Raw genomic sequence first — 24,423 nt, 5'->3', positions numbered from 1 at the left:
CATAAAGGACGCGGCTTTTTGTTGAGCTTGTAGACAAAAAAATATTTATTCCACTTCAAAAATGAAGATTCATTTAGACGAAGCTAGCGCAGCGATGCAGGAGCATGGTTTTCCAGTGACGAGGAGACTGAAGCCGAGCCCACGGAAAGCGAAGTGGCCAGCACGGTCGGGCTTGACGTTTCTATTCATCATAATTAGACTTTGTCTACAGTCTGCATAGAAAGCCGCGTCCATGCAGGACGCGGCTTTCTGTTTTTATCATTTTCCGATCACGAATTGCTCGAAGCGGTCGTAATCCACTTTGCCGAGTTCGACTTTCAGCATGGTGCCTTCTTCTTCATACTCGGTTTCCAGGATGGTTGCTGAATCGTTCAAGTACGCCACGACGTCCCCGCGCTCGAATGGAACGAGCATACGGCACGTCACATGGCCCGAGAAGATGCTTCCTTTGATCATCTCCAGCAGTTCATCCAGGCCCTTCCCTTCTTTCGCCGAGATCCACAACTCATTGCGGCCAACTTTCGGATACGGGATGCCTGCCAGGTCCGCTTTGTTGTAGACGAACAGTGTCGGGACATTTTCAACGCCCACTTCAAGGAGCGTTGTATTGGTGACATCGATCATGTGACGGTATTCTTCGTTGGAAACATCGACAACATGGAGCAGCAGGTCCGAATTCCGCGCTTCTTCCAGCGTGGAACGGAACGCCTTCACCAAATGGTGCGGCAGCTTGCTGACAAAACCGACCGTGTCGGAAAGCAGGAAATGCTTGTTGTCCTCCAAGCGGATTTGCCGCACAGACGTATCAAGTGTCGCAAACAGCATATCTTTTTCGAATACCTGCTTTTCTTCATGCTGGCCGGTTTTCGTCAGTAGGCCGTTCATGATGGTCGATTTTCCTGCGTTGGTATAGCCAACCAGCGACACGACCGGCGTACCGGTTTTTGTGCGCTGCTTGCGCTGGGTTTCGCGTTGGGCGCGGATATGCTCCAGTTCTTTATGGAGTTTGGATAGCTGGTCTTCGATTTTCCGGCGGTCGAGCTCCAGTTTCGTTTCCCCGGCACCACGGTTGGAGAATCCGCCGCCGCTGCTCCCCCCTTGCCGACCGAGTGAAGCCCGAAGGCCGACTAATCTTGGCAGCATATACTGCAGCTGGGCAAGCTCCACTTGCACCTGTGCTTCGCGCGTTCTGGCGCGGCGCGAGAATATATCCAGGATGAGCATTGTCCGGTCAATGACTTTGCATTCCAGGTCTTCTTCCAGGTTGCGGATCTGGGAAGGCGACAATTCATCATTGAAGATGACCAAATTCGCTTCCGCTTCTTCGTAGAACGCTTTGATTTCTTCGACCTTGCCTTTGCCGACATACGTTGCGGGATGGATCCGGTCAAGGTTCTGGCTGATTTCGCCCACCACCTCCACTTCACAAGCTTCCGCCAAATTGCGCAGTTCTTCCATTTCATATTCAAAATGCAGGTCCTGCTGCAGCTGAACCCCTACAATGATCGCTTTCTCTATCAATACATCCATTTGTTTTCCTCCTTCAATGCCAATGGACCTCTTTGGCCATACGGCAAAAAGAAGAGTTTGCACTCTTCTTCCGGTAATTCCGTTTGATTCCTTGTACTATCATATATTCCCGTTAGGCGGAATACAATAAACCCCTTCTTCAAAAGAGACTTCCTGCGTCCCACGAGACAAGACCACTTCTTCAAGGCGCTCCTGTTTCCGGTCCGTCTTCCGGAATTCAAACCGGCAATTCGGCAGCTCCAGCGAACCGATCAAAGAGCGCCATTTTTCTGCACTTGCAGCCGGCTCATGGACTCCGAAAATACAGCGTTCAATCGATTGTTTTTCATTGTCCGGCAAAATAGCGCCTCTCTTCCTCAGCCCTTCATAGCGTTCGCTGTCGCCGTCATTCCATTCGATAAAGAACGGAGACGGCAGATTGTCCGAGACCGCTTCTTTTAGGAACAGCATCTTCCATTTGATCAAGTCGCCCGATTCCGTTTTCCGCTCCGCAGCCAGGACACCCGTCGTTTCGATCCCTTCCCGCTCCAGCCGCGCATCAAGCTGTGCAATGTCTTCCGTCCGCAGGCAAATGGTGCCGAAGCCTTTGCGGTCGTGCAGCAGCAGCTGCGTCAACGGATGATCCGCTCCTTTTGCAATATCCATTTTTTCGACAGCGAGCCACTCGATGTAGCTGTCCTTGAAATAAAGCAATGCATTATGGGTTCCCCAATTCAAATGCCGTCCGCCTTTTGCGGCATGGAAGCCGTGGTTCTTCCAAACATCTACCGCTTTTTCCGGGTCTTCTTCAATAAAATGCACAATATGATCCAAATACATCCAAGCACCTCTTTTTTAATGGTTGTTTATACCGTTCGCTACAGCGGGCTTCGGTTCCTTTAATTCAGCGGAGGAATTGAAAAAAGCTCCAGTCCTGCCAATTGGCGGACTGAAGCTTTTTGTTCGATTATAGTTTTGCCGGTTTTTCTTTAATCAAACGTTCTGTTTCGCTGAACTCTTCTTCGATTTGTGCATTCGGTTTGAACGTTGCCAAACTTACAACAACCGCTGTAATCAAACATAGCAAGAATCCTGGAACGATTTCGTAAAGGTTGACAGCAAACTCCCAATCGAGGCTATCCCAAATGATGACCGTAGCTGCGCCGACAACCATTCCCGCAAGCGCTCCCCACGTCGTCAATTTGCGCCAGAACAAGGACAAGAGGATGACCGGGCCGAACGCGGCTCCGAACCCTGCCCATGCATAAGCGACCAAGTCCAAAATCGTATCGTTGCGCTCCCATGCCAGGAATCCGGCGATAAGGGCAATGACCAATACCGCAAGGCGTCCCAATGTGACGTATTGCTTATCGGTAGACGCCTTTTTAAAGGCGATTTTGTAAAGATCTTCGATCAATGCTGAAGAAGTAACGATCAGCTGGGAAGAAATCGTGCTCATGATTGCCGCCAATACAGCAGCCAACATGAAGCCTGCAATCAATGGATGGAAGAAAATCTGGCCAAGGACGATGAATACCCCTTCAGGGTCGCCAAGCGTCATGTCCGGGTTTTGCTGGAAATACGCAATCCCCACCAAAGCAGTTGCAGTTGCCCCAAGAAGGCTCAAAATCATCCAGCCAATACCGATGCGGCGTGCCTGGCGAACTTCTTTCAGCGTGCTGATTGCCATAAAACGGACGATGATGTGCGGCTGGCCGAAGTAGCCAAGGCCCCACGCGACTGCCGAAATGACGCCGATGAACGAAGCCCCTGCCGTCAAGGACAGGAATGTCGGATCCACCGAACGGATGCTTTCAGCTGTCTGCCCGAATCCGCCGGTTGCAAAAACCCCGATAATCGGAACAGCAATCAGGGCCAGGAACATCATCAGCCCTTGGACGAAGTCCGTGTAGCTTACCGCAAGGAAGCCGCCGAATAACGTATAAGCGACTACAACTGCGGAAACGATCACCAAGCCGAGCTGATAATCCAACCCGAATGAGCTTTCAAAGAATACGCCTCCCGCTACCATGCCTGAAGAAACATAGAAGGTGAAGAAAATTAAGATAATAATCCCTGAAACAATGCGCAGCAGGCGCGACTTGTCTTTCAGGCGATTCTCCAAAAAGCTTGGAATCGTAATGGAATCGCTTGTAACAAATGAATAAACCCGCAGGCGCGGTGCCACGAAGAACCAGTTCAAATATGCACCGATTGTCAAACCTATGGCAATCCAAACCTCCACGAGCCCGCTGACGTAAATTGCCCCTGGCAATCCCATCAAGAGCCATCCGGACATGTCCGCAGCTCCTGCGCTTAAGGCGCCGACTGCAGCGCCGAGGCCCCGGCCGCCTAACATATAGTCTGTCAGGTTAACTGTCTTTTTGTATGCATACCAGCCGATGAACAGCATGGCAGCCATGTAAATGACCAAAGCAATAATCTGATAAGTTGTATCTGTCATTTCTATCTCCCCTTTCCGATATAAGTTTATCATCTTGCCGTCTTTTTACCAGAAAAATTTTGTTTTGCCGCTGAATTTTAGGGGGAAAAGAGAAGACAAGGAGGCGATTGCCGTGCCATGGAGCAAAAATGATTACCCCGATTCATTCAAGAACTTGAATACGGACGTCCGGAACAAAGCGATTGAAATCGCAAACGCCCTGCTGCGGGATGGATACGAAGAAGGGCGGGCCATTCCGATTGCGCTGGACCGGGCAAGGAAAAGCGTGGAAGGCGAAGAGGAAAAGGTGATTTTTGAAATCAGGGCACACGACGAAGGCTGGCAGCTCAAGAAGAAGGACAGCAAAAAAGCGATTCTCATCGAAGATACCAAAGACGATCTGATGGGCGAAGCCAAACGCTACGCCAACAAGCACAACGGAGAACTTCACATCTATACGAAAGACGGCTCTCTAGAAGACAAGCTTTATGAAAATGACTGAACGCTAAAATCCGCTGCTCCCTTGCAGCGGATTTTCGCATTGGCCAGGGAGCCGATTCCGCCTTCGTCGGCTTCTTTCAGGATGAAAAAATACCGGAATCAAAAAAGGATGTTTGAACCACAGGATAACGGAGAAACATAAAGTGAAAATGATGAAACGGCAGACAGGTTTATGGCTTTCAGGAGATGGATTCCGGACAAATCATAGGAGGCGGATGCAATGAAGCAGGTTTTATTCATCCATAGTGCCGGTCCGCAAGGCGAAGGACAAGGAAGCGCGGGGCTGCTGCAGTATCTGGAGCGTGAACTGGGCTCCGCTTTTCAGGTGATGGCCCCGAAAATGCCCGATCCCGAAGACCCGCAATATTCGGCATGGAAAGAAAAGCTGAAGGAAGAACTGGCGTCCTTGGAAGATGGAGCAGTGTTGGTGGGCCATTCTATCGGCGGGTCGGCTTTGCTGAAATTCCTGTCAGAAGAAGAGCTTGGAAAGTCGTTTGAGAAAGTTATTACGATTGCCGCTCCTTTTTGGGGAATTGACGCGGAATGGGAATTGGAAAGCTTTACGCTGCCGGAAGATTTTGTGTCCCGGGCTTCCCTGTTGCCTGATGTCGTTCTTTTCCACAGCATCGGCGACGAAATCGTGCCGTTCAAACATTTGGAGAAATACATGGAAAATTTGCCGGGTGCTGCTGTCCGGCAGTTGCCCGGAAACGACCATGCTTTCCAGGACGGGCTCCCGGAAGCGGCGGAAGAAATCCGTGGAAGTTAAACCCGGTACACCATCCCTTCTGTACGTGGCCACCGGTGCATCCGGCGGAACAACAAAAAAAGCCGCCGGGTTTCCCCGGCAGCCTGAAAAGATTCGCTGCTCTCATGCAGCGGATCTTTATTTGAACCAGCCTTTTTCCTTGAAACGCGAAATGGCTTCGATGCGGTTTCCGACTTCGAGTTTATCGAAGATGGTCGAGATGTAATTGCGGACAGTGCCGGTCGTGATAAACAATTCCTTGGCAATTTCTTTCGTGCTCTTGCCTTCGGCGATCAGTTCCATGACCTGGGACTCCCTTTCGGTCAACGGATTGGCATCTGCGTATGCGAGATCCACCAGTTCAGGTGCATAGATCCGCCGGCCTTCCATGATAGAGCGGATGGAAGCCGCCAGATCTTCGCTCGGGCTGTCTTTCAGCAAATAACCGCTGACACCCGCTTTACGGGCGCGTTCAAAATAACCGGACCGGGCGAAGGTTGTGAGGATAATGATTTTGCAGGGATGATCTTTCAGCAGCTCAGCGGCATCAAGCCCGCTTTTAAGCGGCATTTCAATATCCATGATGACAATATCCGGATTCAACTCCTCTACCAATGCAATGGCCTCCTCGCCGTTTCCGGCTTTTCCGACCACTTCCATGTCCTCTTCGAAATCCAGCAGCGAACCCAAGGCCCCGAGCATCATGCGCTGGTCTTCCGCTAATACAATCCGTATCATATCGATTCCTCCTTGTTTTGATAAAGGATGACATTCGGTACGCGAATATTCAGCGTTACCCCATCCATCGTCTGGATGTCGACGCTGCCATTGACGAATTCCAGCCGCTCCCGCATGCCGGCCAAGCCATTCCCTTGGTTCCAATGGCCGCCTTCCAGCCCGATGCCGTCATCCTGCACCTGCACGAGCACTTCTTCGGGCTTTTGCTTGATGAGAACGCTGCACCGGGTCGCCTGGCTGTGCTTCACCACATTGGTGACAGCTTCTTTCAAACACATGCTCAATACGTTCTCGACCAAGAGCGGCGTATTGGTCAGCTTGGCGTTGCCGTACAGCACAAAGTCGATATCCGCAGCCCGGAGAATCTGCTGGATGCGCAGAAGTTCATCTTCCAATTTGGTGCCGCGCATGTCAGAAACCAATTCCCTCACTTCTTTCAGCGCAGTGCGCGCCGTCTGCCGGATGTCATTGATTTCATTCATGGCCGCTTCGGCGTCCCGGTGCAGCAATTTGCCGGCCAGGTCGCTTTTAAGGCCGATTAGCGACAATTTTTGGCCGAGCGTATCGTGGAGATCGCGTGCAATGCGCTCGCGCTCCTCGATGACGATGAGCTGGGAAATCCGCTTGTTCGCATCTTCCAGCTGCCCTTCCAGCTTTTCCCGTTTGTGCCGGTTATACGTATTGAAAGGAAGCAAGATGATGCCCAATACGCTCAGGACAATAAATGGCAGCTGCGAAGTATACAGCGATTGGTGCAGCACCATTCCGAACCCCAGCGCCAGGAGGGTTGTACCGATATGGATTCCGTAGATGATGAAGAACCCGACTTTGTTGCGGATATTTCCGATAAAGAACGCCAGGAAAATGGCCAGGTAAACATAGCCGAACATGAAAATCATGCCGATGTTAATGGCGATTTCAATGCCGATCCAGACATACACAAAGCCCGTCTTCGAATTGAACGACAGCCGGTATGCCAGGAAAAACAGGAGCAGCAACAAGATGCCGGCCCCGATTTCCAGCAATGATGAAGACCGGAAAATGAAAAAGAACGGCAATATACAGAAAATGACCCATGCATATAAACTGAGCCAAGGGTTTTTGGGGAAGATTTGGTACCAGCTTTGCATAATTTCGCTCCTCAATTCACTATTAAGATTCATTTTAACAAACAAACGGCAAAAAGAGAAAACCATTCAGCCGAATGGTTTTCTCTTCTGGCAACGCTTATGCAGCCAACTTGTCTTTGTCCTGGTTCATCAAATGCTTGATGTCCCCGAATGTGACGAAGGTTTTGTTTTTTGCATCATATAGTTTGTAACGCAGTGATTTCAAGCTTGATTTAAGCGTGATTGTCGTCGCTTGCTGAAGCGGCGGAGTCGATTCATGCGCTTTTTCCAAATTGTAGTTCGGAACACGCGGGCTCAAGTGATGCACATGGTGGAAACCGATGTTTCCGGTAACCCATTGCAGGACTTTTGGAAGCTTGTAATATGAACTTCCTTCCACAGCCGCTTTCACGTAATCCCATTCGCTTTCGTCTTCAAAATACGAATCTTCGAATGTGTGCTGCACATAGAACAACCAGATGCCAAGAGCTCCTGCGATAAACATTGTCGACCCTTGAACGATCAAGAATGCCTGCCAGCCGATTGCCCAGATAAGCAATGAGTAGATGACTACTAGAGAAATGTTGATCAAATACGTGTTGTTGCGTTCTTTCTTGCGTGCATCTTTGCGGTTGAAACGGCTAGAGATCAGAACTAAGAATAATGGCCCGAAACCGAACATGACCAGCGGGTTGCGGTACATGCGGTACTTGAAGCGTTCCCATTTCGAAGCCTCAATATACTCTTCAATTGTCATGACCCAGATATCGCCCACACCGCGCTTGTCCAAGTTGCCGCTTGAAGCGTGGTGGATTGAATGCTCGCGTTTCCACTTTTCGTAAGCGAACAAAGTCATGATGCCTGTAATGGTTCCGACAACAGCATTCGCTTTTTTGTTTTTGAAGAACGATCCGTGGGTGCAATCATGGAAAATGATGAATGTACGGATGACAAACCCTCCTGCTACCGCTGATAAAGCGATGGTCAACCAGATGGATACATCAAGTGCTTGGTAAGCCAGGAACCAAAAAAGGATGAATGGTGGAATCGTGTTCAATAACTGCTGGACGCTCGCTTTCACATCGGCCTTTTCAAAAGGTGCTACGAATTTCCGCAATTGGGCTGTTTTCTCTCTAGTCATGTTCTTCCTCCTTATACGGGCTCATCGTCCCGGATAACTTATTATCCTTATCATAAAGAATCGGGCTCCTGCAAAAAAGACATAAACGTTTGGTTTAGACATGACACTTGTCATATCTTTCTTAGAATTTCCGCTTTCTTAAAACCCTTTACTGCGTTACACTTAAGTAATCAGAAAAATCAGAAAGGTGTGGACGGTGTGGAAGGAATAATTGCCATTGTTATGATTTTCTCAATTCCTTTAACAGCTATCATCACTACCCACTTGCGCAAACATACTGCCGCTAAACAGAGACTGATCGAGTCGCAAGTGGAGCTCGAGAAACTTAAGCATGAAAATTACATCATCGAAACACAGAAGATGCGGGTCGAGCTGGAGCAGATGCGATTGAATGATGCCAAAGAACGCCAGAGCCTCCTTACGAAATGAAAAAAGCCTCCGCTGTTTAAGCGGAGGCTTCAGACTGTAGACAAAGGTTAATTATGATGAATAGAGAAGTACAAGCCCGACAGGGCTGGCCACTTCGCTTTCCGTGGGCTCGGCTTCAGTCTCCTCGTCACTGGAAAACCATGCTCCTGCATCGCTGCGCTAGCTTCGTCGCAAAGACTTGGCAGGCCAAGTCTTTCCTGCGGTGCCTTCAGCTCGAGTCGCTTCGCTGCTCCCACAGGAGTCTCGTGTCCAGCCCTGTCGGGAGCGTAACCTGCAACTAAAAAAGGATAAGACACTTATCTTACTTTGTGTAGCTGGGTCCAAGCAGCTGGCTTCAGGATCCGCAACGGAAGGCGGCGTCTCCTGCGGGAAAGCGAAGTGCCGAACTAACTCGGACGCCAGTCCGAGTTAGTTCGGCGCGAGCCCGCGGAAAGCGTCCGCCTGAAGTGGAGTATCCGGAATAGCTTCACCTAAATGACTCTTCGTTCTTGAAAAGGAATAAATATTCTTTTGTCTACCAGCTGAAGCCTCCGCTGTTTAAGCGGAGATTTTCATGCGAAAACGCTTTTTTCAATTTCTTTCATTTCGTAGAAGTAGCCTTTTCGGTCCATCAATTCCTTGTATGTGCCGCTCTCCACGATTCTGCCATCTTCCATGACAATGATCTGGTCCATCCCTTCAAGCCCTGACAAGTCATGGCTGATCACGACGAATGTATCGGTCTTATGCTCTTCAAAAAGAGCCGCGTAAATCGTTTTGGCAGTGGCGCCGTCCACCGACGACAGCGGTTCATCCATCAGCCATAGCGATTGCCCTTTCAAGAGCGCCCGCGCAATCGCTAGCCGCTGCTTTTGGCCGCCGGACAAGTTCTGCCCTTTTTCCTGAACCACTTGTTCGAGAGCCAATCCGTCCAGCATGGCACGGTCCAGCGCTTCTTTGAGCTCCCGGTCGCTTGCTGCTTCATTTGCAATCTGCAGATTGCTTTTGACGGTGCCGAAGAAGAAATGGTTTTCCTGCAGCACCACATTCATCCGGTCCCACAAGTTTTCCGGATCCAGTTCCCCAAGCGCATGCCCGTTGAAACGGACCGTTCCTCCGTCAGCCGGAAGCACGTTCAGCAAAAGCTGCAGGAGCGTGGATTTTCCGGAACCGCTTGGCCCGACAACTGCATTTTTCGTGCCAGGTTTTATCGCCAGCCGTAGATCCTTGAGCGCTGCACGCTCTTCGCTGGGATAGGTGAACGATGCCCCGTCCACTTCGATTCCGATTTCACCCGGCAGCAATCCCAGACTGCCGGTTTCCGGCCGCGCTTCCGCCACTACTTCGTCCAGGCGAACGGCGGCTTTCCGGTTTTCTTCAAAATGGGCCGAAAAAACCGCCATCGGGGCGACGTTCTCAAATGCCCCGATCGAGATCATGACAAGCATGGCCAGGTACAAACCGTCCAATTCGCCTGCCGCTGTGAAATAAGCCCCGATGCCAAGCACGGCAAGGGAAGCCAAAAGCGCAACAAGCGCATTGGCAGACTGGCTCAAATTCTCTTCCAGCCCCTCTTTCCGCTGCTGCTCTTCGTATGCTTCAGCAAACGCCTTCAGCTCCCGCTCTTTGGCCTCCAGTTCCTGATGGATCTTCAGATCGCGGAAGCCGTAGATGAATTCGGTCGCTTCCGTCGAGAGCGCTGCCCGGCTTTTCCGCTTTTGTGAACCGAACTTGCGCTGCCTCCAGGCGAAAATGGCTGGCACTGCAAAAATCGTCAGCAGCATCCCTGTTGCAATGGCGAGCGCAATCCATACGGAGAAGTACATGCTGAAAAAGATGGTGCTCAAGAACACAAGCCCGAGGACAATCGGCGGATACAGGACCCGGAGCAGAAAGTTCTGCAGGCTTTCTACGTCCCCGACGATGCGTGCCAGCAAGTCGCCGCTGCGGAAGCGGACAAAGATGCCCGGCGCGAGAGGCGCAAGCTTTTCAAAAAACGAGGAGCGCAAATCGCTGAGCATTGTGAATGTCGCCCGGTGCGAGAATAGGCGTTCCGCATAGCGGCTGAGCGCCGAAGCCAAGCCGAACAATTTCAACCCCGCTCCCAAAACGATTAACACGGTGATCTGTGACGTCAAGGCGGCTTTTGATATCAAATATCCGCTTGATGCCAACAGCGCGACACCTGCAAGCCCTGCAATAAAGCCGAAGAAGACAGCAAGCGAAACATCTCTTTTTTCACGGAGCGTCAACCATAATACGTGCTTCAATTGCCTCACTTTGCCACCCCTCCTGTCTGCATAGCGAACAGGCCGCTATACGGCTGTCCGGCCTCTGCGAGTTCTTCGCGGGTTCCGGACGCTGCCACTTTTCCGTCTTCAAGCACCAAAATCCGGTCCGCCTGTTTGACGGTATGCAGCCTGTGGGCAACCGTCAAAATCGTCGCCCGCTTGCCGAGCTCTTGGATCGAACGCTGCAGAATCTGCTCTGTCTTCAAATCAAGGCCGGTTGTCGGCTCGTCAAATAGCACAATGGTCGGCTGCTTCAAAAATGCCCGTGCCAATGCAATCCGCTGTTTTTCCCCGCCTGACAGGCCTCTTCCGGATTCGCCGATCGGCGTGTCAAACCCTTTATCGAGCGAGCGGATCAATTCCGAGATGCCCGCCTGTTCCGCCGCAGCGGCCACTTCTTCATCCGTCACCGCGCGGCCGGTTCCGATGGCGATGTTCTCGCGGATGCTTCCCGCGAACAAATACGGGTGCTGCGAAATATAACTCAAATTGGCAAACCAGGAGCGTTCGGCGATTTTCTCGCGCGGCATCCCGTTCACCCGGATGCTCCCGTCCGCTACCGGCAGGAGCCCTGCAACGCTATGGAGCAGCGTGGACTTGCCGGAACCGCTCCTCCCGATGATGGCAATCTGGCTCAAAGGAGGGATCTCCACGGATACCGGGCCTAACCCGAACCCTTCCCCGTACTGGAATTCCAGGTTGTCCAATGTCAGATGGACCGGCCCTTCCGGCAGCTCCGCAGAACCGAACCGGACATTCCGGCGCTCTTTCGCCAGTTCCTCAGACAGCTTGCCTGCCGCTGCCGCACTGCTGCGCCCTGTATGGAATGCACTCCCGAAGTCTTTTAGCATATTGAAAAAATCGGGAACCAGAATCATGACGAAAAAGGCGGTGAAAAAGGTCAAGCTGTCAAAAACGACCAATCGGAGACCGATTTCAAGCGCAATGATCCCCATGCTCAGCATGGAAATGTATTCAAGTGCCAACGATGACAGGAACGCGGATTTCAACACATCCATCGTGGCGTCCCGGAAATCGAGGCTGCTTTTCTTAATCGTTTCCTTTTGGCGCTCTGCCTGCCCAAGAAGCTTCAACGTCGGCAATCCCTGGAGAACGTCCAGGAATGTGCCCGAAAACCGGCCCAGCTGCTCCATTTGTGCATCCGCTTTTTCTTTGGTCCGAATGCCCACCAGTGCCATGAAGACCGGAATAAAGGGGGCCGTAATCAAAATAATTAACCCAGTTACCCAGTGCTGGCTGAAAATGACGGCCAACAGGATCAGCGGGATGGTATACGTCTGGATCATCTGCGGAATGTATTTATTGAAATAGCCATCCGTTTCGTCTACGGCATCCAAAAGCAGGCTGACCTTTTGTCCGGACTGCCCTTGGAATGACGACAGCAGCGGATCGCCAGCAAAGGAACCGATGAGTTTCTGCCGCAGCTCCCGCTTTACTTTTGACGCCAGCTCCACGCCCGACCGGCCGATGGCATATCCGCTGGCAACCCGAAGCAAGATTGCCGCCAACAAGCCGAATAAGAGCGGAACAATCTTCCCGAACGAAGCCCCTCCCAAAAAGACGTCAGTGGTGACCCATACAAAAAACAAAGCCTGCCCGACCATTGCCAGCCCTTTCAGGACTGAAGCAACCGCCAGGAACGCCATAATCTTTTTTTGTTGATATGCGAGCTTTTTCAACTCCACCATGCCATTCTCTCCTTTAACTTTCATGGTTCCATTATAATTCATCCGGGATCGTAATCCGTTGCAGCCGTCCGGCTTTCCGGCAGAAATCCGGGGTTTGTTACAGCGTTGTTCACAAATCGCCCTATTTTCCCTAAAAGAAAAAGCCGGAGGATTTTCCCTCCGGCTTTTTCTCAAGACATCTCCATTTCAGTTTCTCGATCAGACAAGCTGCTAAGAACCGTATACAAAAAAGAGATGTCTTCTTTGATTTGAGTTTTCACGTAATCATTTGCACAGGTCCGATACTCATGGTTCAGCTTATTCAATTCATATTCGAAGACCATTTTTTCTTCTTTTGTGATCACTAATTACACCCCAAAAATTTTATTTCCATAACCCGCCTTTATACCGCCGCATTTTTGCTAGCATAACAAGAAAACGTGCAAAATTCCACTAATAAGCAAAAACTTATTTATATTAATAGTAATATCACGGAATAACCGACCACACCTATGCAAAAAGAACCAAAACTACTTTCTCGTTCTTCCGGCAATTCTTCCTTTAAAACGTTCAGGATGACGCCGCCTGCCAACAGCGCTGTCAGGATGGAAATGGCCAGTTCACTGACCTCGGCAATGACGCCAATGCCCCACCCGATCAAGATTGCAGCGGCCAAAAGCCATCTTCCGTATTTATCGTAATCTTCTTTATGGGTTTCCCGCAGCCCTTTGTCGTTCGTAATAAAGTGGACGCCCATCGCAACAAAGAAAAGCACCATGCCCCATTCGCTTTCGTATTCTTCACGCACCAGCAAATAGCCGATCAGCGCATTGTAGAGCGTGAACGAACCGATGTGGACCCAGAAAACGCCGTCTTTTGGTTCATCCGGCCGTTTCTCTTTATGCCGACGTTTCGAAGATTTGACCATCTGCTCCAAGCCGTAGAAGAGAACGAGGCCGATCATCGCCACGACGTAGATATGGCTTTCCAGAAAGCTCCAGGCTGAACCTTCGATTTCCCCTCTCAGGTTTTCCTGGAATACGCCAAGTTCGGGCAGCAGGTGCAGGAAAACATAGGCCACCGAAATGCCGCCTGCGGCTGAAAGGAGCCGGCTCCGCGGAACGGTTTTCAGGAACGTCATTCTTTTTGAAAAGACATGGAGGAGCACCAATCCGATCACCAGTGCAAAACTGAGCCACAACAAACGTTTCAGCCCCTTTCAAAAAAAATAAGACAGGCGGACATTCACCGCCTGCTTTAAGTCCTACTTTTGTGTGATTTTCACAATTGGCTTTGACCGTTTTTAACCCATCCTGCAACTTCCACTGTCCGTTTAGCTTGGAATTTCACTGCCGCTTCGACATCTTCAACCATATTTCCTTCTTGGTCGACTGTCACGCTGGTGCCGTATGGGTTTCCGCCAGCTGCAAACAAGACAGGGTCGTTATAGCCTGGTGCCGCTACAATTGCGCCCCAGTGGAACATTGAAGTATAAACCGCCAAAATCGTCGCTTCCTGGCCGCCATGCGGATTTTGCGCAGAGCTCATCGCACTTACTACTTTGTTTGCAAGTTTCCCCTGTGCCCATAAGCCGCCCGTTGTATCCAAGAATTGCTGAAATTGGGATGTTACATGCCCAAAGCGTGTCGGGACACTAAATATGATGGCGTCTGCCCAATCCAATAAGTCCGGTTCTGCTACAGGAATATCCTGGGTGGCATCAAAATGTGCTTTCCAAGCAGGATTAGACTCAATCGCTTGTTGTGGGGCGTTTTCCTGTACTCTAGCCAGTTTGACTTCTGCGCCTGCTTCAGCGGCGGCTTCTTCAGCCCATTTTGCCATTTGATGATTCGTGCCTGTAGAACTGTAGTAGATTACTGCTAATTTGATATTTGCCATTTTTTTCTCTCCTTTTCGATTCGAATTTCCGATCGTATCTTGTAAATCGAGAAATAATGTTCTGAATCCGAGACTTCAATACACTATCCTTTCCCCTATCCAACAGAAGCCTAAACAGGAAATTGTCCGAAATCTTTAAAATGTCGAATGGCGGCGTTGTGTGTCATCCATCTCCTTATCAATCAAATAGCGGCATATTTAAACAAAAAACCTCCCGCAATGGCTTTTGCGGGAGTGCACTATCATACATTCGCTTCTTTGCTGCGCTCGATCGCGATTTCCCGCAGCTTGAATTTCTGGATTTTCCCGGAAGCTGTCATCGGGTATTCTTTCGTGAATTCGATATAGCGCGGAATTTTGTGGTGCGAGATTTTTCCTTTGCAGTATGTCCGCAGCCCTTCAGCGTCCAATTTCTCCCCTTCTTTCAAAATGATCCAAGCCATCAGCTCTTCCCCGTATTTCGGATCCGGAACACCGACCACCTGGACATCCTGCACCGATGGATGCTGATAGAGGAACTCTTCGATTTCCCGCGGGTAGATATTTTCCCCGCCCCGGATGACCATATCCTTGATGCGGCCGGTTACCGCAATATAGCCGTCTTCATCTTCAACGGCGATGTCGCCCGTATGGAGCCAGCCTTCCGCGTCGATGGCGCCGCGGGTGGCTTCCTCATTCTTATAATAGCCCTTCATGATATGGTACCCGCGTGTGCACAACTCGCCCGGCACGCCGGCCGGCACCCTTTCATTCGTCGCCGGATCGATGATCTTCACTTCCACTTCCGCATGGGGCTTGCCGACGGTCGACACCCGTTTTTCGATGTCGTCGTCCGCGCGCGTCTGGGTGATGACCGGCGACGATTCCGTCTGGCCGTATGCAATCGTGATTTCAGATGCCCCCATGTCGCTGATGACTTTTTTCATCACTTCAATCGGGCAAGGCGAGCCTGCCATGATGCCCGTGCGCAGTGTCGCGGTATTGAAAGAGGCAAAGTCCGGATGGTTCAATTCCGCGATGAACATGGTGGGCACGCCGTGGAGTGCGGTGCATTTTTCATCCTGCACCATCTGCAGGACTTTTTTCGGTTCAAACTGTTCGGCGATGACCATCGTTGCCGCATGCGTGACCGCTGCCATCGTCCCCAGCACACAGCCGAAGCAATGGAAAAACGGCACCGGGATGCACAGCCGGTCCTTTTCCGTCAGGTTCATGGTATCGCCGACAAGTTTGCCGTTATTGACGACATTGGCATGCGTCAGCATGACCCCTTTCGGAAAACCGGTCGTCCCGGATGTGTATTGGATGTTGATGACATCGTCCGGGTCCATCGATGAAAACCGCTCTTCCAATTCGGCATCTGAAACACCCGACGCAAACGCTTCAAATTCACTCCATGTATAAATTCCCGGATAGCTGTTCTCCCCCATCAGGATCACCCGTTTGAAATGCGGCAGTTTTTCACTTTTGACGTCCCCTTTTGGGGCATCCTGCAATTCCGGGCAGACGGTGTTCAGGATATCGATGTAGTTTGAACCTTTGAATTCCTCTCCCAGAATCAGCGTCGTGGCATCGGATTGCCGCAGCAAGTACTCCAGTTCGCTCGCCTGGTAGCTGGTGTTGACTGTCACCAGAACGCCGCCCATTTTGCCTGTCGCGAACTGGCTCAAGAGCCAGTGGCGTTTATTGTCTGACCAGATGGCGATGTGTTCGCCCTTTTCGAGGCCGATGCCCATGAAGGCTTTGGCGAGCCGGTCTGTTTCTTCGTCGAACTCTTGGTAGGTCTTGCGGATGCCATGCTCCGGATAGACATAGGCTTCTGTCTGCGGATGCCGGGAGGCTGCCTCCCGCACCACTTGACCAACTGTTTTTTGTACAATCGCCATTTGAATCCCCCTTATGTAAACGCTCTCATCACCCTCCTATATTATCACAAAATTCCAAACCTTGTGAACCTCCTCTGTTTGCCGAACAGGCTGTTCGCCCTTTCCCCTTGCCCCGTGATAAAATAAAACCACTATGCATGATGAAAGGAACGAGCAATGGAATTCCAAACAATGAATGAACAATTGGCGGAGCGGCTGGAGCGCAAGGAACTGGTTTCCGGCACCATCAGCCAGCCCCGTTCCAAGTCGAACGATGTCAAACGCGTGAAACTGAAGCCGGTGGAGATCAAAGGCCAATATTTCGTCCAGTTCGAGTATCAGCATGAACACGTGCTGAAACACGAAAACCTGCCGATTGCAGAAGCCGCCGGCAAGCTCGAGGAGCTGTTCGGGGAATTTCGCCAGGGGCTGATCCAGTTCAGTACGGAACGGATCCAGGTCCAGCTGTCCAAAAAATTCAAGGTTTCCTGGAAGTCGGAAGGGACTGCCGCCAAAACCGCTGAACTGGCCCATAACCGCCAAAAGCAGTATTTGCTGCAGGACGGGATTCCGTATCCGTTTCTCGTGCGACTCGGCGTCCAAACGCCCGACGGCAAAGTGAAAAAGCAAAAATACGATAAATTCCGCCAGATCAACCGCTTTATCGAATTCATCGATGATGCGCTTGCCCACCTGCCGAAAGACCGGACTGTGCGGATCCTCGATTTCGGTTCCGGCAAATCCTATCTGACGTTTGCGCTTTACCATTACCTGCGCATCGAAAAAGGGCTCGACCTCCGCGTCACCGGCCTCGATCTGAAAAAAGAAGTCATCGAGGAATGCCAGCGCATCGCTGAAGACTTGCAGTACAGCCAACTCGAATTCCTTGTTGGCGACATCAATGATTACAACGAAGAATCTGCAGTTGATATGGTCGTCACGCTGCATGCCTGCGACGTGGCAACTGATATGGCCCTGGCCCGCGCGGTGAAATGGAACGCCAAAGTCATCCTCAGCGTGCCGTGCTGCCAGCACGAACTGAACAGCCAGATCCACGCACCGGAGCTTGGCGTCATGCTGCAGCATGGCCTGATCAAGGAGCGGTTCAGTGCGCTTGCCACAGACTCCATCCGTGCGGAGCTCCTGTCGCTGGTCGGCTACGAAACCCAGCTGATGGAATTCATCGACATCGAACATACACCGAAAAATATCCTGATCCGGGCCTATCAGACCGGCAAAAAACCGGCACCCGGCCAGTTGGAGCGCTACCAGGCGTTCACAGGATTATTATCGGCGAAGCCGTTTCTTGAAAACGAATTGAAGGAGCTCCTATGAAACGAAAAAATCTGGTCAACGGCATCATCCTGGCATTTTCCGTTATCTTCATCCGCTTTATCGATGTGCGGATCTACGACATGAACTTGATCGTCACTCTCCTGCTGACAGCCGGCCTGATTTACGGCTTGATGAAAGTGGTGGACCGGTTTCCAGCACTCGAAGCGCCTGTCGCCAAGCGGACCGCGAACATCACCAATTTCATCGTGATCGCTGCTATTTTCATCGCATTTTTCGCACTTGGCTTATGACACTAAAAAAAAGACCGTCGCCTGTAGCAGGCTGACGGTCTTTTGCTGTTTTCAGGAAATCCGGTTGTCGTTAGATGCATCGATTTCGAGTTGATAATTTTTTCTGTACTCTCGGGATTCAGCTGCTGCGAGCACCAGAAATACGCCTGCCAGAAGAAACGCGGGAAGCGACCCTTGGTAGAACCCCCAGGACAGCGATGCAATGATCGCTGCAAATAAAAACCCCATGGCTTTTGCAGACTTGCTGTTTTGTTCTTTGATCTCTTTCAAATCCAATTTACTCATTCTGTGCATTCCCTCCCAATACACAGCATTATACGAGAATCACTGCAAAAGGGAAGAAAAAAGTGCCAGTTTCACAGATTCTTAACATTTGGGCATGGCCGGACAACTGATGAATGGCTATCCACACAGTCAATTTCCGCAAAAAAAGGACAGGCGGAATGGCCGCTGTCCTGAGTCGAACTATGGATTTTCAATCAACACGCCCCGTTTACGGACGGTTGGCGTTCGGTTCTTCATCAGCTTCTGATTGGATCGCTTCCTGGATATAGCTTTTCACCGGTTCAAGCGTCAATTGCAGCCCGCTTGTCTCCAAATTATTTTCGAGGTAGTCGAGCTGGTGCTCTTCTACTGCATAGGACTGGAGATTTAAGGTATCGTTGATATAAAGCATCCCTTCATTGGTCGCCATCGGGGCCGGCACGCCTTCACCATTGCGTTTTTCCGCTTCTTCAATGCCGATGATCAATCCTTCATCCTGCAGCTCTTTCATGGCTTTTTCGTAGCGTTCCTTGCCGATGCCTTCCGCAAGGCGCCCGTCAAGCGCTTTCACCTCATCGAACGTGGCACCTTTGTAATACTGTGCATAATAGGCCATCAACACTTGTTCCTTATCCAGCAATTCTTTCATGGAAACCCCTCCAGTAAGTATCGTTTACTGGTTCATTCCCTTTTTCGATGGCCATTATGCATCGGGAAGGGTGCGAGGTTGAAAATCCCGCCGAAAAAGGAGCAGACCGCCTGCTCCCCGCCACGAACTTCAGGCAAGACAGCCGGCGCTTATTTATTGGCCATCCAATTGATCAGCGCCTCGGCCGTTTGGTCCTGCTGCTCGAACGGGCCGATTTCGGCCGGCAAATCATTTTTCTGCTCGCCGTACATGCCGAATTGAGCGTGATTGCCTCCAGCAATTTCAACGAATTTGCTATTTGCCGAGAACTGCATCCGCCGATCCTCGATGTCTTGGGCAGTTGTCAATCCGTCGTTCTCCGCAGACACCGACAGCATCGGCAAATCGCTCAACGCAAAATCGCCTGCCGGATAAGCGGCCAGAAAATAAAGGCCGCCCAGCTCGTCCTGATGTTCTTCCGCGTATTGGGCTGCAGCGACGCCGCCGAGCGAATGGCCGCCGATAAACCATTTTTCAATCGACGGATAAGCGGCAATCACCTCATCTGCCTGATCCGCCGCCAAAATCGGGAATTTCAGCGGCATGTCCGGTATGGACACCGTATAGCCAGCCGCTTGCAGCTTTTCGGCGAGGTAGGCGTAAGCCGCCGCTTCCACCTTCGCTCCCTGATACAAGATGACGCCTTTGCCATTGGCATTTTCCGGATGGAAAACAAGTCCGGAGCCGTCCCGTTCAATTGCAGCCAGATCCACCCGTTCCCGCAGTTCTTCGCTCGGCCCGTAATCGAATTGCGCGTAGATGAAGAAGCCGGCAACAGCCGCCAATAATAAAGCCGCGACTGCCAAAAGCAGCCGGATGCCCCATTTCACCATGATTGCCAGCTCCTCGCTCTGCTTTTAATAAGCCAAACCCACGCGAGAGCGAAGGAACGCCGGATGCTCCAGTTCACGGTATGCAAATTCCGCGGTATCCCCCACTGTGATTTCCTTTCCGCCTTCCGGCAGGAAATCTTTTTCTGTGCGGTAATTGCCCCGCGCTTCCCCGTCAGGCAAATAAGTCGGGCACACAATTGTCCATTCAAGCCCGCTGTTTTCGAGAAGGCGGAACGCTTTTTCATGTTCTTCTGCTGCAAATGTCAGCTTGCGGTTGGAATCGCCGCCTTGGTAGCGGAGCACTCCTGGCGTCAGGCGGCTGTTGAGGATGCCGGCCGTTCCAATGGTGATGATCCGGCTGATGCCGCGCTTTTCCATCGCGCTGATGATCAGCGGCACCGCTTGGGACAAAGTGGTCGTCCGGTCCGTGCCAAGGGCGCAAAAGACCGCTTCTGTCCCTTCAACCGTCCGCTCGACGTCTTCGGCATTGCGGACATCGCCAAGAAGAATTTCAATGCCGGGAAGCGTCTCCAGTTTCTGCGTCCGCACCAATGCTTTCACTTCATGCCCACTGGCAAGTGCATGCTTCATCCATTGCTGGCCTACACGGCCAGTGGCGCCAAACATCGCGATTTTCATGGTCTTCCTCCTTTATTTAAAGTGGTAGCCTTTTTTCGCCAGCACTTCTTTGATGTCTTGCCGGCGCGGCTTTCTCAGGAACTGCGCCATCTGCTCGCTCCATGTCGCCTGTTTCTGGTTGGTGCTGCGCGCTTCGTAGTAACTCGCCATCGTCTCGTCGTAAGCCGGCAGCAGGGTTTCATATTTCGCTTCATCATATTCGTTTTCGTGGAGAATTGCTTCGACCGGCAGGCGTGGCTTCACTTCGTTGGCTTCGTTCGGCACTCCGACCGTCAGCCCGTATACCGGGAATACGCCGTCCGGCAGCCCGACCAAGTCGCTGACCGCCTCCATATTATTGCGCACGCCGCCTATGTAGCAGATGCCGTAACCTTTCGATTCTGCAGCGAGCGCCAGATTCTGCGCCAGCAAGCCGACGTCGGTCACCGCCACAATCAGGTTTTCCGCCTGGTCGAATACGATCGATTCGCCTTGCAGTTCGCCGGCATGCTTCAACCGGTTGTAATCGGCGCACATCAGGAATACGGCACCTGCGCCTTCCATCTGCTGCGGATTGCGCGAAAGTTCTCCGAGCGCCTTCCTTTTTTCCGGATCTGTCACCCAGACGATCGAATACGCCTGGACAAAATGGGAAGTGGCCGCATGCTGCGCCGCTTCGATCAATTCGCTGACCTCCTCGCGCGTCAATTGCTTGTCTTTGTAATCACGCACAGAAGCGTGGGATTTCATCAATTCGATAACCATTTTACCTAACCCCTTTCCTTTGTTTCTTCTATCCTATCAAAAACTCCCGAAGGATACTGCCGCAACGATTTTTGGTACAATAAAATCCAGAGGTGAACGAATTGAAACACGCCAAAACCGCTTTTTCCGTCTTGTTTCTGTTAGTGCTGGGCGGTTTTTTATTTGTATGGATCCAACGGGAAATGGAATTCCAGGAAGAATTGCAACAGCGTCCGCTGCCATCCGGGCTGCACCCCGTCGTCGAGGAAAAAACCGATGAACTGGCGCGGCAAGCGGAAGCAGCGGGCATCAAGATCCTGATTACGGACGGCTTCCGTTCGATTGAAGAACAGAACGGCCTCCATGCCCAAGGCAGGGGCGCCCAAGGCAGCATCGTCACCCATGCGCGCGGCGGCGAATCCTACCACAATTATGGGCTTGCCATCGATTTCGCACTGCGCCTGGAAAATGGAGAAGTGGTCTGGGATACCGAGCGGGACGGCAACGGCAATGGAAAGCGCGACTGGTTCGAAGTCGCGGCGATTGCTAAGGAACTGGGCTTCACATGGGGCGGCGACTGGCAGCACTTCAAAGACTATCCGCATCTGCAGATGTCTTTCGGCTTGTCGATCTCCGAACTGCAGCAGGGCTACCGCCCGGAAGACGTCATGGAATAATATCGCTGTAACGCCCGCGCCGCTGCTTCGTCTTATTCAGTAAAGGGGCGATGGCGGATGAAGAAACCAGGAATTCTTTTATTGATGGCCATGGCAGGTTTGTTGGCGGCTTGCGGAACAGAGGAACAGGCAGGGGCACCGCCAGAAGATCGGAAAACCGATCCTATCGCTGAATCTGCCGAGGGCGATTTCATTTACCGGCTAGCGGCAGAAAGTGATTCGTTCAAAGCGGGCGGCCCGGTCAGCATGTACGCGGAACTGGAATACACCGGCGAGCGCGAAAGCATCGATATCTATCACGCCGCGTCGCCGTTCTATTTTCATCTGCATGAAAAAACACGGGATTTCGAAGTCCCATATCCTATGAATGAGCCACTGATTATGACGACGCTTATCAAAGGCGAGCCGCTGCGTGAACGCTACCGCGGCAGCGGCGGCTATGCGCAAGAAGATCCGGAGGAATACCGGGAGTTCATCCAACGAGTGATGGACGGGCGCTTTCCGGTAGGCTTCTACGAAGTGGACGGATCCGCCAATTTCTATACTGAAAATCCGGAGGCGGACAAGACTGATTACGATATCCACGCCGCCATCAGTTTCGAAGTAGTCCAATGACAAGGAAAAACCCGCCTGGTTCCAATGGAACCGGGCGGGTTTTCTATATTCATTTGCACAACGCTTCGTTTATTTGCCGAAACAGCTCTTTCCGCCCCTAAAGTTCCTGGCGCAGCGCCTGGATGACATCGATCCGCGTCGCTTTTCGGGCGGGCCGCCAGCCGGACGCCATAGCCACGCCTATGCTGATGGCTGCCGAAATAACAACGAGCTGCCACGGGATGACCGAAATCAGGATGTCCACATCACTCGCCCCTTCCTCGCCGAGCGAGCTCATGACGAGAAGCGGCACGAGCCAATTGGCCAGCATGCTGATGGCATAGGAAATCGCAACGGCGAGCACGGTGCCGATCACGCCGATGGCGGCACTTTCCATCAGGAACAGCCGTTGGATCAGCTTCGGCTTCGCACCGATCGCTTTCATGACGCCGATTTCGCGTGTCCGTTCGGTCACGGCCATGGTCATCGTGTTGAAGATGCCGATGGAGGCAATCAATACCGCAATCGTCCCGACAAAAATGAGGCCGGCCTTCAGCACTGTGAAGAACATATTCATCGACCCGAGTTCTTCTGTGACCGAATAAACATAATACCCTTCATCTTTCAAAGCTTCTGTGATGCCGCCGACACTTTGGAGCTCATCAGCGAAAACCGCGATTTCACTCGGCGATTTTTCGATGCCCAGTTTTTCATTTATCGGTCCTGCCCAGCTATCGTCAATATAGACGGAACCATCCATCATCCAGTCTTTTGCAGGTTCTTCGGCAACGCCTGAAACTTTAAAGCGCCAGGTTGCCGGTTCTCCTTCACCTTCATAAGGAGTAAGTTCCATTTCAAACGTCTGTCCGATTACCGCCCCTTGGAAGCCTTTCGGCTCATCGCCCTCTTGCTTTGTTTCTTCTTCCGTCAACAAGCCTGCAGCGAAATGGTAGCCCACGACCACTTCATCATCTGACACCGGCATCCTGCCTTCCGATAACGCAAGCCCCGCTTTTTGCTCGTTTTCAAGTCCGGCAAATATCGGCGACCCAAAACCGCTTCGCTCGCCAAGGCGGACCATCGCTTCCGCTTGCGGGCGGCTGCGTTCGGTAACCGCTATGACATGGTCCATCTCCCGCATGGCACCTACGTCTTCCGGCGTAATTTCGGCACCTTCCTCTTCCTTGCCTGCCACTTCGATTTTCGTCACCATATTATTGTCCAGCACGTCATCCGTCAACGTCTTATGGAGCCCGAAACCGACCGAGGCCAGAACGATAAGGAAAGCGCATCCCATCGTCGCCGCCAGAATGGTGGTCGCCACACGGAGTTTATTGCGCTGCATATGTTGTTTGATAAAGCCGATCTGGTCCTTAAACTGCATGCCGCTTTTCCCCTTTCATCAATTCGCCGTCTCGCAGGCGATACTGCCGGTGGGCGATGCCGGCGACTTCATCGTCATGGGTGATGATGACAAAAGTGATCCCGAGATCCCGGTTCAGGGAACGGATAAGCTCCAGAATTTCCTGTTCGGTTTCTGAATCCAAGCTGCCCGTCGGTTCGTCCGCCAAAATCACCGGCGGCTTGGTAATCAGCGCCCGGGCAATTGAGACGCGCTGCTGTTGGCCGCCTGAAAGTTCGTTCGGGTAATGGCCGGCCACCTCCGTAAGGCCTACGGATGCCATCAGCCCGCGGACCGCCGCTTTCCGCTCATCGCTTTCAATCCCTTTGATCTTCAACGGCAATTCAATGTTTTCAAAAGCGGTCAGCCCCGGCATCAGCTGAAAATTCTGGAACACGAAGCCGAAATTCTCCAACCGGAAAGCAGCCATTTGCGATTCGTCCATTGCTGATATCTCGCATTTATTGACCGTGACGGTTCCGGATTCGGGTGCCATGAATCCGGCCACGATATTAAGCAGCGTCGATTTGCCCGAGCCGCTTTTCCCTAGAATCGCTGTGATATCGCCTTGCCGGACTTCCAGTGACACGCCTTTTAATATTGGAATGGTCCGTTCCTCCCCTTTTTTGCCGATGGCAAATGCATGGTACAGATTGTTGATATAGATCAAAAAAATC

The 24,423-nt window shown here is 51.7% G+C and carries 25 protein-coding genes; 7 read left to right on the top strand and 18 right to left on the bottom strand.

Annotated elements, in window-relative coordinates; all coding sequences use genetic code 11:
- Nucleotides 1–258: 258 nt before the first annotated feature.
- The 3 genes from hflX to putP form a co-directional block, all read right to left on the bottom strand.
- Nucleotides 259–1,530: a GTPase HflX gene (hflX, locus tag ACTL32_RS14735; protein ID WP_441342209.1), complete on the bottom strand. Its 1,272-nt coding sequence runs from the start codon at nt 1,528–1,530 to the stop codon at nt 259–261.
- Nucleotides 1,531–1,629: 99 nt separating this feature from the next.
- Nucleotides 1,630–2,349, bottom strand: a complete 720-nt coding sequence (locus ACTL32_RS14730) for a VOC family protein (RefSeq protein ID WP_441342208.1) — start codon at nt 2,347–2,349, stop codon at nt 1,630–1,632.
- A 127-nt stretch (nt 2,350–2,476) separates the two neighbouring features.
- On the bottom strand, nt 2,477–3,973 hold the full coding sequence (gene putP / locus ACTL32_RS14725; RefSeq protein ID WP_441342207.1) for a sodium/proline symporter PutP: 1,497 nt from the start codon (nt 3,971–3,973) through the stop codon (nt 2,477–2,479).
- Between the two features lie 112 nt (nt 3,974–4,085).
- Between putP and ACTL32_RS14720 the strand changes: the two genes are divergently transcribed.
- Together ACTL32_RS14720 and ACTL32_RS14715 are read left to right on the top strand one after the other, a co-directional pair.
- Entirely contained in the window at nt 4,086–4,454 is a 369-nt protein-coding gene (locus ACTL32_RS14720; RefSeq protein ID WP_441342206.1) for a DUF2188 domain-containing protein, read from the top strand.
- 219 nt (nt 4,455–4,673) lie between these two features.
- A complete protein-coding gene (locus ACTL32_RS14715) occupies nt 4,674–5,222 on the top strand; it encodes an alpha/beta hydrolase (protein WP_441342205.1) in 549 nt (182 codons plus the stop codon).
- Nucleotides 5,223–5,339: 117 nt separating this feature from the next.
- Here the strand turns inward: ACTL32_RS14715 and ACTL32_RS14710 are convergent, their stop codons facing one another.
- The 3 genes from ACTL32_RS14710 to ACTL32_RS14700 all read right to left on the bottom strand — a co-directional run bounded on the left by ACTL32_RS14710 (nt 5,340) and on the right by ACTL32_RS14700 (nt 8,189).
- A complete protein-coding gene (locus ACTL32_RS14710) occupies nt 5,340–5,939 on the bottom strand; it encodes a response regulator (RefSeq protein WP_441342204.1) in 600 nt (199 codons plus the stop codon).
- Nucleotides 5,936–7,069, bottom strand: a complete 1,134-nt coding sequence (locus tag ACTL32_RS14705) for a sensor histidine kinase (protein WP_441342203.1) — start codon at nt 7,067–7,069, stop codon at nt 5,936–5,938. Before ACTL32_RS14705 ends, ACTL32_RS14710 begins: the two co-directional genes overlap by 4 nt.
- 97 nt (nt 7,070–7,166) lie before the next feature.
- Nucleotides 7,167–8,189: a fatty acid desaturase gene (locus tag ACTL32_RS14700; protein ID WP_441342202.1), complete on the bottom strand. Its 1,023-nt coding sequence runs from the start codon at nt 8,187–8,189 to the stop codon at nt 7,167–7,169.
- 198 nt (nt 8,190–8,387) lie between these two features.
- Here ACTL32_RS14700 and ACTL32_RS14695 point away from each other — a divergent pair, with 198 nt between their 5' ends.
- Entirely contained in the window at nt 8,388–8,618 is a 231-nt protein-coding gene (locus ACTL32_RS14695) for a hypothetical protein (RefSeq protein WP_441342201.1), read from the top strand.
- Nucleotides 8,619–9,169: 551 nt separating this feature from the next.
- Here ACTL32_RS14695 and cydC read toward each other — a convergent pair.
- From cydC to ACTL32_RS14670, 5 genes are all read right to left on the bottom strand, one after another.
- Nucleotides 9,170–10,876, bottom strand: coding sequence for a thiol reductant ABC exporter subunit CydC (cydC, locus tag ACTL32_RS14690; RefSeq protein ID WP_441342200.1), 1,707 nt, complete (start codon nt 10,874–10,876; stop codon nt 9,170–9,172).
- Nucleotides 10,873–12,597 (bottom strand): thiol reductant ABC exporter subunit CydD, encoded by a 1,725-nt coding sequence (gene cydD / locus ACTL32_RS14685; protein ID WP_441342199.1) that lies wholly within the window; start codon nt 12,595–12,597, stop codon nt 10,873–10,875. Before cydD ends, cydC begins: the two co-directional genes overlap by 4 nt.
- Nucleotides 12,598–13,048: 451 nt before the next feature.
- Complete coding sequence (locus ACTL32_RS14680; protein WP_441342198.1) at nt 13,049–13,780, bottom strand: hypothetical protein; 732 nt, start codon at nt 13,778–13,780, stop codon at nt 13,049–13,051.
- 77 nt (nt 13,781–13,857) lie between these two features.
- The gene (wrbA, locus tag ACTL32_RS14675) at nt 13,858–14,475 is read right to left on the bottom strand and encodes an NAD(P)H:quinone oxidoreductase (RefSeq protein WP_441342197.1); all 618 of its coding nucleotides are present in this window, start codon (nt 14,473–14,475) and stop codon (nt 13,858–13,860) included.
- Between the two features lie 242 nt (nt 14,476–14,717).
- Complete coding sequence (locus ACTL32_RS14670; protein WP_441342196.1) at nt 14,718–16,361, bottom strand: AMP-binding protein; 1,644 nt, start codon at nt 16,359–16,361, stop codon at nt 14,718–14,720.
- 156 nt (nt 16,362–16,517) lie between these two features.
- On the opposite strand from ACTL32_RS14670, the gene ACTL32_RS14665 reads away from it, so the two are divergent.
- Together ACTL32_RS14665 and ACTL32_RS14660 are read left to right on the top strand one after the other, a co-directional pair.
- Entirely contained in the window at nt 16,518–17,675 is a 1,158-nt protein-coding gene (locus tag ACTL32_RS14665) for a class I SAM-dependent methyltransferase (RefSeq protein ID WP_441342195.1), read from the top strand.
- A complete protein-coding gene (locus ACTL32_RS14660) occupies nt 17,672–17,926 on the top strand; it encodes a hypothetical protein (RefSeq protein WP_441342194.1) in 255 nt (84 codons plus the stop codon). The genes ACTL32_RS14665 and ACTL32_RS14660 overlap by 4 nt, the downstream gene beginning before the upstream one ends.
- Before the next feature lie 51 nt (nt 17,927–17,977).
- Here ACTL32_RS14660 and ACTL32_RS14655 read toward each other — a convergent pair whose 3' ends face one another.
- The 5 genes from ACTL32_RS14655 to nfsA all read right to left on the bottom strand — a co-directional run bounded on the left by ACTL32_RS14655 (nt 17,978) and on the right by nfsA (nt 21,094).
- Nucleotides 17,978–18,211: a hypothetical protein gene (locus ACTL32_RS14655; RefSeq protein WP_441342193.1), complete on the bottom strand. Its 234-nt coding sequence runs from the start codon at nt 18,209–18,211 to the stop codon at nt 17,978–17,980.
- 208 nt (nt 18,212–18,419) lie between these two features.
- Nucleotides 18,420–18,839, bottom strand: a complete 420-nt coding sequence (locus tag ACTL32_RS14650; RefSeq protein WP_441342192.1) for a hypothetical protein — start codon at nt 18,837–18,839, stop codon at nt 18,420–18,422.
- Nucleotides 18,840–18,988: 149 nt separating this feature from the next.
- Nucleotides 18,989–19,711: an alpha/beta hydrolase gene (locus ACTL32_RS14645; protein WP_441342191.1), complete on the bottom strand. Its 723-nt coding sequence runs from the start codon at nt 19,709–19,711 to the stop codon at nt 18,989–18,991.
- A 24-nt stretch (nt 19,712–19,735) separates the two neighbouring features.
- Nucleotides 19,736–20,350: an NAD(P)-dependent oxidoreductase gene (locus ACTL32_RS14640; RefSeq protein WP_441342190.1), complete on the bottom strand. Its 615-nt coding sequence runs from the start codon at nt 20,348–20,350 to the stop codon at nt 19,736–19,738.
- 12 nt (nt 20,351–20,362) lie between these two features.
- Nucleotides 20,363–21,094 (bottom strand): oxygen-insensitive NADPH nitroreductase, encoded by a 732-nt coding sequence (gene nfsA, locus ACTL32_RS14635; RefSeq protein ID WP_441342189.1) that lies wholly within the window; start codon nt 21,092–21,094, stop codon nt 20,363–20,365.
- Nucleotides 21,095–21,195: 101 nt separating this feature from the next.
- Here nfsA and ACTL32_RS14630 point away from each other — a divergent pair, with 101 nt between their 5' ends.
- Nucleotides 21,196–21,750 (top strand): M15 family metallopeptidase, encoded by a 555-nt coding sequence (locus tag ACTL32_RS14630; RefSeq protein ID WP_441342188.1) that lies wholly within the window; start codon nt 21,196–21,198, stop codon nt 21,748–21,750.
- 57 nt (nt 21,751–21,807) lie between these two features.
- Nucleotides 21,808–22,365, top strand: coding sequence for a hypothetical protein (locus tag ACTL32_RS14625; protein ID WP_441342187.1), 558 nt, complete (start codon nt 21,808–21,810; stop codon nt 22,363–22,365).
- A gap of 97 nt (nt 22,366–22,462) precedes the next feature.
- Here ACTL32_RS14625 and ACTL32_RS14620 read toward each other — a convergent pair whose 3' ends face one another.
- Nucleotides 22,463–23,728 carry an ABC transporter permease gene (locus ACTL32_RS14620; RefSeq protein ID WP_441342186.1) on the bottom strand — a complete coding sequence of 422 codons (1,266 nt, stop codon included), beginning with the start codon at nt 23,726–23,728 and terminating at the stop codon, nt 22,463–22,465.
- Nucleotides 23,718–24,416, bottom strand: a complete 699-nt coding sequence (locus ACTL32_RS14615) for an ABC transporter ATP-binding protein (RefSeq protein ID WP_441342185.1) — start codon at nt 24,414–24,416, stop codon at nt 23,718–23,720. Before ACTL32_RS14615 ends, ACTL32_RS14620 begins: the two co-directional genes overlap by 11 nt.
- Nucleotides 24,417–24,423: the final 7 nt, after the last annotated feature.

Source organism: Planococcus sp. FY231025, assembly GCF_052078085.1.
Taxonomy (GTDB): domain Bacteria; phylum Bacillota; class Bacilli; order Bacillales_A; family Planococcaceae; genus Planococcus.
Note: the sequence above shows the minus strand (reverse complement) of the source record. Positions and strands in the feature narration are given on the sequence as shown.